15 protein-coding genes are annotated in these 12709 nt (G+C 41.1%); 9 read left to right on the plus strand and 6 right to left on the minus strand.

The annotated features are described in order from the left end of the window. The coding region (locus tag GTU69_RS02900; protein ID WP_166167866.1) for a transposase at positions 1–286 on the plus strand (286 nt) is incomplete at its 5' end. A gap of 52 nt (positions 287–338) precedes the next feature. On the opposite strand, the gene bioB is transcribed toward GTU69_RS02900, so the two are convergent. Together bioB and queG are read right to left on the minus strand one after the other, a co-directional pair. Then, complete coding sequence (gene bioB, locus GTU69_RS02905) at positions 339–1328, minus strand: biotin synthase BioB (protein ID WP_166167869.1); 990 nt, start codon at positions 1326–1328, stop codon at positions 339–341. A 285-nt stretch (positions 1329–1613) separates the two neighbouring features. After that, entirely contained in the window at positions 1614–2726 is a 1113-nt protein-coding gene (queG, locus tag GTU69_RS02910; RefSeq protein WP_166167872.1) for a tRNA epoxyqueuosine(34) reductase QueG, read from the minus strand. A gap of 23 nt (positions 2727–2749) precedes the next feature. Between queG and GTU69_RS02915 the strand changes: the two genes are divergently transcribed. From GTU69_RS02915 to GTU69_RS02925, 3 genes are read left to right on the plus strand one after another with little or no spacing between them, the layout of a single operon-like run. Beyond that, positions 2750–4237 (plus strand): NAD(P)H-hydrate dehydratase, encoded by a 1488-nt coding sequence (locus GTU69_RS02915; protein WP_166167875.1) that lies wholly within the window; start codon positions 2750–2752, stop codon positions 4235–4237. Next, positions 4234–4509, plus strand: coding sequence for an acylphosphatase (locus GTU69_RS02920; RefSeq protein WP_166167878.1), 276 nt, complete (start codon positions 4234–4236; stop codon positions 4507–4509). The genes GTU69_RS02915 and GTU69_RS02920 overlap by 4 nt, the downstream gene beginning before the upstream one ends. Positions 4510–4545: 36 nt before the next feature. Further along, on the plus strand, positions 4546–4872 hold the full coding sequence (locus GTU69_RS02925; RefSeq protein WP_166167881.1) for a hypothetical protein: 327 nt from the start codon (positions 4546–4548) through the stop codon (positions 4870–4872). A gap of 6 nt (positions 4873–4878) precedes the next feature. Here the strand turns inward: GTU69_RS02925 and ruvC are convergent, their stop codons facing one another. After that, the gene (ruvC, locus tag GTU69_RS02930) at positions 4879–5424 is read right to left on the minus strand and encodes a crossover junction endodeoxyribonuclease RuvC (RefSeq protein WP_086195067.1); all 546 of its coding nucleotides are present in this window, start codon (positions 5422–5424) and stop codon (positions 4879–4881) included. Between the two features lie 122 nt (positions 5425–5546). Between ruvC and GTU69_RS02935 the strand changes: the two genes are divergently transcribed. Both GTU69_RS02935 and GTU69_RS02940 read left to right on the plus strand, forming a co-directional pair. Next, entirely contained in the window at positions 5547–6122 is a 576-nt protein-coding gene (locus tag GTU69_RS02935) for an FxsA family protein (RefSeq protein ID WP_166167884.1), read from the plus strand. 145 nt (positions 6123–6267) lie between these two features. After that, positions 6268–6909, plus strand: a complete 642-nt coding sequence (locus GTU69_RS02940; protein ID WP_166167887.1) for a LysE family transporter — start codon at positions 6268–6270, stop codon at positions 6907–6909. Here the strand turns inward: GTU69_RS02940 and GTU69_RS02945 are convergent. After that, positions 6906–7094: a hypothetical protein gene (locus tag GTU69_RS02945; RefSeq protein WP_166167890.1), complete on the minus strand. Its 189-nt coding sequence runs from the start codon at positions 7092–7094 to the stop codon at positions 6906–6908. The genes GTU69_RS02940 and GTU69_RS02945 overlap by 4 nt on opposite strands. A 309-nt stretch (positions 7095–7403) precedes the next feature. Between GTU69_RS02945 and GTU69_RS02950 the strand changes: the two genes are divergently transcribed. After that, positions 7404–7637 (plus strand): hypothetical protein, encoded by a 234-nt coding sequence (locus GTU69_RS02950; RefSeq protein WP_166167893.1) that lies wholly within the window; start codon positions 7404–7406, stop codon positions 7635–7637. A 77-nt stretch (positions 7638–7714) separates the two neighbouring features. On the opposite strand, the gene GTU69_RS02955 is transcribed toward GTU69_RS02950, so the two are convergent. Beyond that, entirely contained in the window at positions 7715–8026 is a 312-nt protein-coding gene (locus GTU69_RS02955; protein ID WP_166167896.1) for a monooxygenase, read from the minus strand. Between the two features lie 114 nt (positions 8027–8140). Beyond that, complete coding sequence (metK, locus tag GTU69_RS02960; RefSeq protein WP_086195073.1) at positions 8141–9307, minus strand: methionine adenosyltransferase; 1167 nt, start codon at positions 9305–9307, stop codon at positions 8141–8143. Positions 9308–10213: 906 nt separating this feature from the next. Here metK and tkt point away from each other — a divergent pair. Then, positions 10214–12202 carry a transketolase gene (gene tkt, locus GTU69_RS02965; protein ID WP_166167899.1) on the plus strand — a complete coding sequence of 663 codons (1989 nt, stop codon included), beginning with the start codon at positions 10214–10216 and terminating at the stop codon, positions 12200–12202. A 160-nt stretch (positions 12203–12362) separates the two neighbouring features. Then, complete coding sequence (locus tag GTU69_RS02970; RefSeq protein ID WP_086195075.1) at positions 12363–12578, plus strand: hypothetical protein; 216 nt, start codon at positions 12363–12365, stop codon at positions 12576–12578. Positions 12579–12709 lie beyond the last annotated feature (131 nt).

The following is a 12709-nucleotide window of genomic DNA, read 5'->3' on the forward strand; positions in this document are numbered from 1 at the left end:
CCGCTGGAAGATTGAGTTATTCTTTAAAGCCATCAAGCAGAATTTAAAACTGAAGTCATTTCTAGGTCGAAGCCGCAATGCGATACAAACGCAAATATGGATTGCATTAATCGCCTATTTACTGGTGAACTTCGCTAAACACATGGCACAAGAAGAATGGAGTGTTCAGCGTTTACTGCGAATTATTCAGGTCAATTTATTTGAAAGGAAACTTTTAAGATCACTCTTTGTGCCTGATAAAAAATGGCGAAAACAAGAAGAACCTCAATTGAGGTTCTTCTTGTGATATTTGTGGGACAGCAGTGCCCTAAAAGGGCTTTTTTTAGAATTTGCTCAGTTTAACTGGCCATGGCATCTACGGAGAGTTCTTTGACTGTTGGTTTGGCTTTTTCTGCGATTAAACCTAACTTGTTAAATAACTGTCTGTCCTGACCTTCACCGGCATTCGGTGTGGTTAAGAGTTTCTCACCCGAGAAAAGCGAGTTGGCACCTGCCATAAAAGCCAGTGCCTGATCAGAATCGGACAAAGACTCTCGCCCTGCAGACAGGCGAATATAGCTTTTAGGCATAATAATCCGGGCAACCGCAATGGTACGAATCCATTCAGTCACATCTAGTTTTTCCACATCAGCCAGTGGCGTACCTTCAATTGGCACTAGCATATTGATGGGTACTGATTCAGGATGAATCGCTAAAGTCGCTAACTCATGCAATAAACCAATACGGTCCTGGCTGCTTTCACCCAAACCGACAATTCCGCCACTACACACTTTCATGCCGGCTTGACGGACAAAATCCAGCGTATTTAAGCGGTCATCAAAGGTACGGGTACTGATCACATTGGAATAGTATTCACGTGAGGTATCTAGATTGTGGTTGTAATAGTCGAGACCGGCATCTTTTAAACGTTCTGCCTGAGACTGATTGAGCATACCTAAAGTCATGCAGGTTTCCAGACCCAGTGACTTCACTTCACGTACCATTTCCAGTACATAAGGCATATCGCGTTCATGCGGATTACGCCATGCTGCCCCCATGCAGAAACGAGATGAACCAGAAGCAAGCGCTTCTTTGGCTTCCTGAATCACTTTATCCACGGCAATACGTTTTTCGGCTTCAAGTTTCGAATCATAATGCGCCGATTGTGAACAATACTTACAGTCTTCCGGGCATTTACCTGTTTTGATTGAAAGTAGGGTACTGACCTGAATGGTATTTGCAGGAAAGTGTTCACGATGAATGCGCTGTGCTTCAAAAACCAGATCTAAAAAAGGCTGGTTATATAAATCCTGAATTTCTTCTCGTGTCCAGTCATTACGTACATTCATTAGTGAAATTCCATAAATATCTTCATTATTACTTTTATCATACATAATTTATGCCAAATCCAAAGGCATAAACGACCAAATTTAATAGCATCTAACGATTGATTTTTAAAGTTTATAGTAATTGTAAGATTGTATATTTAGTAACAAATTGAAGCTATTTACTATAAATATCACTGCAAAGTTTTTTTATTATTTTTATAATTTTGTCCTGATCTGGAGTTTATGTTTTTTATTAAGGTAAAACTTTGTCAGTATCTTGAAATTAAAAAACTGGAGCAACCGCTGTTAATTTTGGCTCAGTATGGAACTGGATTTGGCCAGATGTTCTTGAATTGCCCAGTCAATATGGACTTGCACAATCTCATCATGCTGGTCGCGCGTTTGCTTTAAAGTTTCTATAATTTCAGCGGAAAAAGGTGTATTGCCCAAACCAATGGCAATATTACGCATAAAGCTTTGGTAACCAGTGCGTCGTAGTGGACTGCCTTCGGTATGGGCTAAAAAAGTTTGTTCATCCCAATGCCATAAGTCCAGTAAACTCACCTGATCTAAACCATGTCGCGGATTAAAATCTTCAATTGTGGTTTTCTTGGCAAAACTGTTCCAGGGACAGATCAGCTGGCAATCATCACAGCCAAATACACGGTTACCGATGCTACGGCGCAATTCTTCAGGAATAATGCCTTGATATTCAATGGTCAAATAGGCAATACATTTACGTGCATCGAGCATATAGGGTTCAACAATGGCTTGGGTTGGGCAAATATCAATACACGCCGTACATGAGCCGCAGTGCTTGGTTGCAGGACTGTCAAAGGGTAGTTCAAGTGAAGTAAACAGTTCACCCAAAACAAAAAATGAACCTGATTTTTTATGGATCAGTAAGGTGTGTTTTCCGGTCCAGCCCATGCCGGCATTTTCAGCCAAAGATTTTTCAAAGATGGGAGCAGAGTCGGCAAAGGGGCGAGATTCAAAATCTCCCACTTTTTCCCGAATTTTGCTGGCCAGGGTTTTGAGACGGCCACGCATGGTTTTATGGTAATCACGGCCACGTGCGTAACGTGCAATGATGGCGGCATTTGGTTCATCCGGGACATAACGTGGCTTGGGTGTCTCTACCAAGTAGTTCATCCGGACACAGATAATGCTTTTGGTCCCCGGCACTAGCAAAGTCGGATCGGCCCGTTTTTCCAGGTTTTCTTCTAGAAATTTCATGTCACCATGGTAGCCACGTTTCAAATATTCTTGAAAACGTGGTAATTCTTCTTGAGCATCCGGTTTGGCAATGACACAATCACTAAAACCTAATTGCAATGCCTGTGCTTTAATCCACGCTTTCAGCGCTTCAGGATCGGTTTGATCTAAAGGAATTTTTTGTGATGCTGCGGATGAAGCCATAATGATATAAAAAAGGAAGAACAATGCCTCAGCAAGTTTACCATAGCCCTGTTTATCATAGCCAAAGTATTCAAGCCTGGGAGCAACGCTGGTTTGCCAAGCAAAACAGTTCTTATGGCTTAATGCAGCAAGTGGCCTGGATGATTGCGCAGCGCTTAGTTCCCATTTTTCAGCGACAAAATATCCAAAATATTGCGGTCTGCTGTGGACAGGGCAATAATGCTGGAGATGGTTATCTTACTGCCAAATATTTAAAACAACAGGGTTTTGAGGTAGACATTTATGCAGCTGAATTAGGTGCCTCTAAAGATTTACATCATGCCTATCAAGAAGCAGTCGATGCTGAAATCAATATCCATTCCGGATTTGCATTTCAAAAACAGTATGAGGTTTATATTGATGCGCTGTTTGGCATCGGCTTAAACCGAGAACTGGGGGCAGACTGGCAACAGATCATTCAAAGTATCAATGCTGAAACAGGCCTGAAAATCGCCATTGATATTCCAAGTGGCTTACAAGCAAATAGTGGCCAGCCCTTACCCTGCGCCATTAAGGCAGATTACACCTATTCGGCTTTAGGTTTAAAAGCCGGACTATTTACCGGACAAGGCAAAGAGTTTACAGGTCAGGTTGAAGTTATTTCGCTGATCCCTACCGATACTGAATTAAAGCCCATTGCCCAGCTTTCATCGCAGAGTATTCATTTACCGCAACGCCAAGCTTTTGGTCATAAAGGTAGTTATGGTCATGTGCTGGTCGTGGGTGGCCATGAAAATATGGGTGGTGCAGTAATGATGGCGGCTGAATCTGCTTTTAGTGCAGGTGCGGGGAAAGTCACAGTTGCCTGCCATGAAAAACATCACACTGCGATTTTGGCGCGCTCACCGAATATTATGCTGCGTGATATCAATGCTTTGACCGAAGCCGAGATTCAGCAATTATTAGATCATGTGGATGCAGTCAGCTTTGGTATGGGTTTAGGACGTGATACGTGGTCAGAACAGCACTATTTTAAATGGTTTCCGAAGTTAAATTCAGCTGACCATTTACATGTGGTGCTGGATGCCGATGCATTGTGGTTCTTAGCGGAGCATCCAGAAACATTAAAGGCAAATAGTTACGCTACACCTCATTCGGGTGAGGCGGCAAAATTGTTGGGTTGTTCAGTCAAAGACGTTGAAAATGATCGAGTCGCAGCGATACATGCCCTTCAGGAAAAATATGCCGGACAATGGGTACTGAAAGGTTCAGGCAGTTTAATTCTGGAAGATCAGCTGTGGATTTGTACCGCCGGTAATGCAGGCATGGGAACTGGCGGTATGGGGGATGTTTTGGCCGGTATGACTGCCAGCTTAAAAGCCCAGTTTGCCGGGAAAATCCAGCTGCATGAAATTGTCACTTTGCATGCCTTAGCGGGGGACTGGCTGGCAGAGCAAGGCATGCGTGGTTTGCAGGCGCAGCATATGCATGCAGCAATTTATCATGTAGTGAATCAGGGAAATGGCAAATGAATAGGATGGTTAAACTGATTATTCAGGGTAAGGTTCAAGGCGTCAGTTATCGTCGCTGGTTTGCCCAGCAGGCTGAAGAATTAGAGTTAAAAGGTTATGTGAAAAATTTGACTACGGGTGAAGTGGAGGCCCTGGTTGCCGGTGATGAACTGATCATTGAAGAGCTTTTGCAGCGAAGTTGGCTAGGGCCGAGTCGGGCAGAAGTTTCAGGAATTATTCAAACACCAGTCCAGCCCGATGCTTATCTTAAAGAATTTAAAATCCTGTATTAAATAAGAAACGATAAGAATAATGAGTTAAAGGAAAAGATGGATAAATATCTGGTGGTCGCTATTGTTGTAATTGCTTGTACTGTTCTGGTGATTTATACGCAACGTGCTGATATGGGTATGGCGAGCAGATCATTTAAAGACATTGTAGAAAAAGAATTTAGCCCATATAAAGTCATTGAAAGAAATGGTGTGATTGTTATCGGTGAGTACAATACGCATGACCAGTTTGAAGAGCGAATCATGATTCGAATTGACCAAAATCAGGAAAAGAATATACGAAATTTTGGACGGAGAGTGACTTTTACTTATAGCAAACAACCCTCGGTCCGGGAAATGCGTCAGGATTTTGCACCTTATCTTTAAGCGTGCTTAACGTCTTCTACCACTGTAACGGCTACGACCGCGGGCCATACCCCCTAAAGCATTCAGTACCGCCATTTTGCTCATACTGCCTGAGGCATGGGCATGACAAATCGCAGCAGCCAAGGCATCGGCAGCATCCTGCTGTGGTTTGATGCTTAAATTTAAAATCCGCATCACCATCATCTGCACTTGTTCTTTATCCGCTGCACCATAACCGACTACAGACTGTTTGATTTGACGGGCAGTATATTCAGCCACCTGCAAATCCAGATTCACCAAGGCGGCAATGGCTGCACCACGAGCTTGTCCCAGTTTTAAAGCAGAGTCCGGGTTTTGTGCCATAAAGACCTGTTCAACTGCAGCTTCGGTAGGGCCATGAAATTTAACAATCCGTTCCACACCTGCAAAAATCCGTTTCAAGCGTTCAGGCATTTCCGGGGTTTCGGTACGAATGGTTCCTGCATCTACAAATGTTAATTTTTGTCCATCTTTTTCGATAATGCCATAACCTGTTAAGCGTGAACCGGGGTCAATACCGATAATTAATGACATGCAAAGCCTTTAAAAATAAAATAATGCCCATATTGTTACATAAGCGTAGCAAAAAAGCTTGATAGTGATTAAGCAGTTAATGACTACACCTTATTCATTTTGTTGAGATTAGATTAATTTTCATGAAATTATTTCTTATTGTACTGGTTGGCTTAATCCTGGAAGTTTTTGTCTGGATTGGCGTGGGTGACCTCGTCGGCAGCATGTGGTACGTATTTTTCTGGTTTGTTGCAGCCTTCTTTATCGGGATGAACCTGATTCGTAAATATTCAGCAGGTTTGATGCCACAAATGCAGCAAATGCAAATGGGGCAAATGAGTGGTGATCCTGCATTGACCAATAATTTGCCTAAAATTCTGGCCGGTTTTTTCCTGCTGATTCCAGGTTTAATTACCGATGTCTTGGCATTGTTAATTTTGATTCCGGGCGTTCAGAATGCCTTTAAAAATGTCATGATGAAAACCATGGCCAAACGTCAGCAAGCCATGATGGATAAAATGATGGGTGGCATGATGGGTAATATGAATGGCATGGGCGGTGATGCTCAAGGGCAAAACCCATTTGCGGATTTAATGCGTCAAATGCAAGGCATGCAGCAAGGCGGTTCACAGCATCGCGATTCCAGCATCATTGATGGTGAAGCACGTGAAGTAACACCTGAAGCGAAAAAAATTGAATTGAAAGATGTGAAAAAATAATTTTTAAAATGATATTTTTTAAGCCGAATCATCATGCTTCGGCTTTTTTATGTTCTGAATTTTTATCTAAATTATTTAAAGCTGCAATCATGCAAAAGATTAAACAAACGATATAATACGTTTTTTAAAAATCTCCACTATTTCTATGTCACTGCTTTTGACCATTTGTGCACTGCATTTTGTTGCACAGCTTAGCCCGGGACCTGATGTTTTATTGATTGCCAAAAGTTCGGCATCGACCTCAAGAGCCAATACATTAAAGATTATTCTGGGTATTTCAGTCGGCATTCTGGTTTGGGTGGTGCTGACCTTGCTGGGCTTTACTGTGCTGGTTGAACAATTTCCATGGATACAACAGATTTTAATGCTGGTCGGTGGGCTATTTCTGGCACGGATGGGCTGGGCCATGCTGAATGGCGGTTTAAAAACCCTTAAACAGCACACCGGCATAGAGACGGATGGTCAGCAAGTTGCAACAGCAGATGCGCAAAATTATTTTTTATCGGGATTGTTGACCAATCTCTCTAATCCTAAAACGCTGATTTATTTTAGTAGTGTCTTTTCTTTGGCCTTAAGTTCTTCAGCTTCGAGCCATTTAAAAACACAGCTGGCCATTATTATCCCAATCCAAACTTTTTTGGTCTTTACTTTGCTCATGCTGATTTTGTCTAGGCCAAAAATTAAAACGGCCTATCAGCATTCTGGCAGTTATATTGATGTGATTTCGGGCGGGTTATTTCTGATTTTCGCCATCTGGTTATGGTATGACGTACTTGCCATGTTTTAATACTCTTTGCTGATAGCATCAGTCGCAGGAGTAGATGAGGGAGTAGTGGATATTACCTCCTCATTTTTTTGTGGCTGTACATAACGATTAGGTTTTAAGGTCGCTTCTGTATTTTCTGAACCTTTATAGCTGCGACTACGGTTGGCACGTTCGCGTAAGCCGCCTTTTTTAATCAGTTGAACCATAAGATCCTCCCTTTCAAGTTATTCAGGGCTATTTTACTCAAAATACGAGCCTTTAGGGAGAAGATTAAAATATACAGATTTAAGGGTGATGTTTGGTGTTCCAAACAGGGGCTCTTTATTTTGAGGTTTTTATTTTTTTATAAAAATTAGTATCTTAAATTTGTGCTGGAACTATTTTTACTTCGGAGGCTTTACTTGTAGATCAATAAGCTTGTCTTCTCAAAAAGACTGGCTTAATATTTTATTGAAACTCCGGTCCATCAATACTAAAAGATGGAAAATAAAAACAAAAATGGTAGGAGCATAGCTATGCTATATCAATATCATTGTGCCTGTTGTAACAAAGTTGTTGAATCGACTGAAAAGGAATGTAGTAGTTGTGGTTCACATAATATAAGAAGTCCTTATGGTTTCTGGATTTTGTGTATTTTAACCTGTCTGGCAGCCGTTATTCTTTTTAAAATTAGCCATGTTTATTTACAGGATCATCAAGATGTTCCTCTGCAACCTTCTGTACTTGAAGTGATTAATACCAGAAAATAACAGAATTCAGTTTGAGTGATTGAAAAAATCCTGATTTTTTAATGGTCAGGATTTTTTTGTTGAGCAACTTTTAGATTTTATGGATTTAAAAAGTCTGCCTGATTGATGGTAGACAGAGGATTATTCACTTCAAAAATTTTTCCACGAATATTATCGATGCCAAAACTTTGCAGACGTGCAGTGTGCATATTTAAGTATTTTTCTGCATTCGCTTGGTTGTCAAATAAATAGATGCCGCCCGCTTCTTGGGTGGAACTATTTTCTGTCCATATTTTCCATAAGATGCCATCTTCCTGATTAATGCTTTCGGCAAGTTGTTGATAGGTCTGACTCATTTCCTCGCCAAATGGACCTTGAGAAGGGAAGTCAACTTGAAGAATAACAGTCATGTTTTTATCCTATGCCATAAAACGATGATTGATCATAACATTTTAGGCTTTGCTATATTATTTTAAAGCAGAAATAAAAAAGCCCACATTGTTGTGGGCTTTTTGATGGAAAAATTACAGTCCGGCAGAGGCTTTAAGTGCTTCCACTTTATCGGTTTTTTCCCAGGTAAATGCAGTATCTGAACCTTGACGGCCAAAGTGACCATAAGCAGCAGTCTGCTTATACATCGGTTGAATCAGATTCAACATGCGGGTAATGCCGTATGGACGCAAGTCAAAGTGCTCACGAACCAATTGAATAATGAATTCTTCAGGTACTTTGGCTGTGTTAAATGTATTGATTGAAATAGAGGTAGGCTCAGCAACACCAATCGCATAAGACACCTGGATTTCACATTTATCTGCTAGGCCAGCTGCTACAATATTTTTCGCTACATAACGCCCGGCATAAGCTGCTGAACGGTCAACTTTAGATGGATCTTTACCAGAGAAAGCACCGCCGCCGTGACGAGCCATACCACCGTAAGTATCGACAATGATTTTACGGCCAGTTAAACCACAGTCACCTACAGGACCGCCAATCACAAACATCCCAGTCGGGTTGATGTGGAATTTGGTGTCTGCATGGAACATTTCGGCAGGAATGATTTTCTTTACGATTTCTTCAATCACAGCTTCTTTTAAGTTGGCTTGTGAAATTTCAGGATCGTGCTGGGTAGAAAGTACCACAGCATCCAAACGGACAGGCACGCCATTTTCATAGGCAAAAGTCACCTGACTTTTCGCATCTGGACGTAACCATGGTAATGAACCATTACGACGTAACTCAGCCTGTTTTTCCATTAAGCGGTGTGCATATGAAATAGGAGCTGGCATTAACACGTCAGTTTCACGGCTGGCATAACCAAACATCAAGCCCTGGTCACCGGCACCCTGATCTTCAGGTTTTTGGCGGTCTACACCCTGAGCAATTTCAGGAGACTGTTTACCAATCATGTTGATGACGGCACAGGTTGAACCATCGAAACCGAGGTCAGAATGGTGGTAACCAATACCATTTACGGTTTGACGTACGATTGCTTCAAAGTCGACGTTAGCAGTTGTTGTGATTTCACCGGCAAGTACTACCGCACCCGTTTTTACAAGCGTTTCACAAGCAACCCGTGCATAAGGGTCTTCTTTTAAGATTGCATCCAAAATAGCGTCACTGATTTGGTCAGCCATTTTATCCGGATGGCCTTCGCTTACAGATTCCGAGGTAAATACAGCGTACTCGCGCATAAGTCCTATCACAGTTAATTCAAAAGACGCAATATGTTACATCGAGTTGGACTTTTGGACCAGTTCTAGACGATAAAAATGGATGAATTTATTTCAATTCAATGACTTTTTAATTGATATGGGCATCTAAAAAACTGATAAGTCGTTAAAAATGAGCTTGAAATAGTAGTTTTGCTTATAACAAAAATTTGCTTAAGCAAATATTTAATCCTTGCTTCAAAAGCATTTCTATTTAATCAAAAACGATTATAAATATATTTAATCATTTAAGAATTTATATATATATTATTGTTATATATTAACTTCGACAAAAAATCATTTTGAAAAAAGCCTGACAGGATGAAACTTTATAAAAGTGAAGCGATACAGTTAAGAGGAATTAAATTTTTCAGTTAGTTTTGTTTAAAGTGAATCAAATTCATTTTTAAGGCTTTTGAGTGTTTATTCATCAATTGGGTAAGGCCAAAAATTTAACTTACCCTGTAATTTTGTAGCGGGTATTTATCAAAGCATAAACAATAAAATGATTCTGTAAATGAGGAAAAGCTTTAAAGCCTATATTCAATAGCCAAAGTAAAGGTTTTTCATCATTGTTGGATACTCTTTATCTTTTCCCACTTGAAGAAATAAAAGCAACTGGTGAAACAACGCTTATGTAATTAATAATGGTTAAAGTGTCATATATAAATTTTAGATTAAATAAGCCAAGGTATTTAATCATGCGCTAAGTCGCTGCAAATGATGTGAAATTGAGCTCTGCCTGCATTAAAGTATGTCCAGTGGTGAATAAATGCCGAAATGTTGGCTATTAGACTTTACCCTTTGCTGTTTTTTTAAGACAATATAGCCAGCTTTGAATTTTCCTATTCATCATATTCTTTAAACGATTTAGTTGGACTCTGACCTATGACAACCCCGCTTAACGAACGTCGTATTGCAAACGCAATTCGTGTATTGGCAATGGATGCTGTGCAAAAAGCAAATTCAGGACATCCAGGTGCTCCGATGGGGATGGCAGACATCGCTGATGTCGTTTGGCGTGAATTTTTAAATCATAACCCGCAAAACCCGCAATGGGCCAACCGTGACCGTTTTGTATTGTCTAACGGCCATGGCTCTATGTTGCAATATGCATTATTGCATTTGACCGGTTATGATCTCTCTATTGAAGATTTAAAATCTTTCCGCCAGTTGCATTCTAAAACTCCAGGTCACCCTGAATTAGGTTATGCACCAGGGATTGAAACCACGACTGGTCCATTGGGTCAGGGTATTGCCAATGCGGTTGGTTTTGCGCTGGCTGAAAAAACTTTGGCTGCGCAATTTAACAAAGACGACATCAAAGTGGTTGACCACTTCACTTACTGTTTCTTGGGTGATGGCTGCTTGATGGAAGGTGTTTCTCATGAAGCATGTTCACTTGCAGGTACTTTGGGTCTGGGTAAACTTGTCGTTTATTACGATGACAACGGCATTTCTATTGATGGTGAAGTTGAAGGCTGGTTCTCTGACGATACAGAACAACGTTTCCACGCTTATGGCTGGCAAGTGATTAAAGTGGATGGTCACGATAGCGATGCGATCCGTCAAGCAACTGTTGCAGCAAAAGCTGAAACGGCTAAACCGACTTTAATTATCTGTAAAACAATTATTGGTTTAGGTTCACCAAACAAACAAGGTAAAGAAGATTGTCATGGTGCACCACTGGGTAATGACGAAATCGCCTTGACGCGTGAAGCTTTGGGTTGGACTGAAGGTCCATTCGAAATTCCTGCTGACGTTTATGCAGCTTGGGATGCCAAAGACAAAGGTGCTCAATCTGAATCTGCATGGAATGAAACTTTTGCTGCATATGCTGCAAAATACCCAACTGAAGCAGCTGAACTTAAACGTCGTTTAAGCGGTGAATTACCGGCTGATTTTGTCGCTAAAGCAGATGCTTATATTGCTGAAGTGAATGCAAAAGCTGAAACCATTGCAACGCGTAAAGCCAGTCAAAATGCACTTCAGGCACTTGTACCATTGTTGCCAGAAGTTTTGGGTGGTTCTGCTGACTTGGCAGGTTCAAACCTGACCTTGTGGAAAGGTGCGCAAGGCGTACAAGATAATCCGGCGGGTAACTATGTTCACTACGGCGTACGTGAATTTGGTATGACTGCAATTGCCAACGGCGTTGCATTGCATGGCGGTTTCATCCCTTACGTTGCAACATTCCTGATGTTTATGGAATACGCGCGTAATGCAGTGCGTATGTCTGCATTGATGAAACAGCGTGTGATTCATGTCTATACCCATGACTCAATTGGTCTGGGTGAAGATGGTCCTACGCATCAACCGGTAGAACAAATTGCTTCTTTACGTGGCACACCAAACTTAAATACCTGGCGTCCATGTGACACTGTAGAAGCTTCTATTTCATGGAAATCTGCACTGTTACGTAGTGAAGGTCCTACAGCGTTAATTTTCTCTCGTCAAAACTTGCCATTCCAGACCCGTACTCAAGCACAAATTGAGAACGTCGCTAAAGGTGGTTATGTGCTGGCTGAAGAAAAAGGTGAATTAAAAGCGATTATTATTGCGACTGGTTCTGAAGTTTCATTGGCGATGGAAGCATATGCACAGCTTGATGGTGTACGTGTAGTATCTATGCCATGTGCCGAAGAGTTTGTGAAACAGGATGCTGCTTACCGTGAAGCGGTTCTTCCATCTCATATTCGTGCGCGTGTTGCAGTTGAAGCTGCGCATGTGGATTACTGGTGGAAATTCGTGGGTCTGGACGGTCGTGTGATCGGTATGACCACATACGGTGAATCTGCACCTGCGAAAGACTTGTACCAATATTTCGGTATTACCACTGAAGCGGTTGTTGCAGCAGTAAAAGATATTACCGCTTAATCAGATTAATTAACCGGTTAAAAAGACGCCCCAGCAAAAGGGGCGTTTTTCATTGCAGAAATAACGATTTGTAACGAATGATTTAAACGTCTAGGTTTAAAATTAATTCATTCATACAGTATTCAGCCCGGGGTGCATGATTGCCCCAAGTGAGGAAAATATGAGCCTTTATGATCAGATTAATGATGAAATTGTCCTGATGGATGCTGGTGAACAGAAATGGATTGGTGCAGACCTTGAACTTGATGCTATGGTTGCTGTGGAACTCATGCTGCAAGACTTGCAGGAAGACAAGGTGATCAAGATCCGCCGTAAGAATCATGAAAAGCATACCGGTTTAAAGCAAATCGACCGTATTTTGGTTGAAAAGTTATAAAGATGAAACATCTTTAAAAAGCCCCAATGGGGGCTTTTATTATTTTGGATATTTACAAATGTGAACAGTTACGAATAGATGGGCTGTACTTTTCATTAATTGATCATGATTTTTATAAACTGTATATTTTT

Origin of the sequence: Acinetobacter sp. SA01 (assembly GCF_011319235.1) — a bacterium.
Taxonomy (GTDB): Bacteria; Pseudomonadota; Gammaproteobacteria; order Pseudomonadales; family Moraxellaceae; genus Acinetobacter.

What these genes read in the sequence shown, in the direction of transcription:
- bioB (WP_166167869.1), bottom strand. Translation starts at nt 1,328, where the DNA reads ATGAATGTACGTAATGACTGGACACGAGAAGAAATTCAGGATTTATAT.
- queG (WP_166167872.1), bottom strand. Translation starts at nt 2,726, where the DNA reads ATGGCTTCATCCGCAGCATCACAAAAAATTCCTTTAGATCAAACCGAT.
- GTU69_RS02915 (WP_166167875.1), top strand. Translation starts at nt 2,750, where the DNA reads ATGCCTCAGCAAGTTTACCATAGCCCTGTTTATCATAGCCAAAGTATT.
- GTU69_RS02920 (WP_166167878.1), top strand. Translation starts at nt 4,234, where the DNA reads ATGAATAGGATGGTTAAACTGATTATTCAGGGTAAGGTTCAAGGCGTC.
- GTU69_RS02925 (WP_166167881.1), top strand. Translation starts at nt 4,546, where the DNA reads ATGGATAAATATCTGGTGGTCGCTATTGTTGTAATTGCTTGTACTGTT.
- ruvC (WP_086195067.1), bottom strand. Translation starts at nt 5,424, where the DNA reads ATGTCATTAATTATCGGTATTGACCCCGGTTCACGCTTAACAGGTTAT.
- GTU69_RS02935 (WP_166167884.1), top strand. Translation starts at nt 5,547, where the DNA reads ATGAAATTATTTCTTATTGTACTGGTTGGCTTAATCCTGGAAGTTTTT.
- GTU69_RS02940 (WP_166167887.1), top strand. Translation starts at nt 6,268, where the DNA reads ATGTCACTGCTTTTGACCATTTGTGCACTGCATTTTGTTGCACAGCTT.
- GTU69_RS02945 (WP_166167890.1), bottom strand. Translation starts at nt 7,094, where the DNA reads ATGGTTCAACTGATTAAAAAAGGCGGCTTACGCGAACGTGCCAACCGT.
- GTU69_RS02950 (WP_166167893.1), top strand. Translation starts at nt 7,404, where the DNA reads ATGCTATATCAATATCATTGTGCCTGTTGTAACAAAGTTGTTGAATCG.
- GTU69_RS02955 (WP_166167896.1), bottom strand. Translation starts at nt 8,026, where the DNA reads ATGACTGTTATTCTTCAAGTTGACTTCCCTTCTCAAGGTCCATTTGGC.
- metK (WP_086195073.1), bottom strand. Translation starts at nt 9,307, where the DNA reads ATGCGCGAGTACGCTGTATTTACCTCGGAATCTGTAAGCGAAGGCCAT.
- tkt (WP_166167899.1), top strand. Translation starts at nt 10,214, where the DNA reads ATGACAACCCCGCTTAACGAACGTCGTATTGCAAACGCAATTCGTGTA.
- GTU69_RS02970 (WP_086195075.1), top strand. Translation starts at nt 12,363, where the DNA reads ATGAGCCTTTATGATCAGATTAATGATGAAATTGTCCTGATGGATGCT.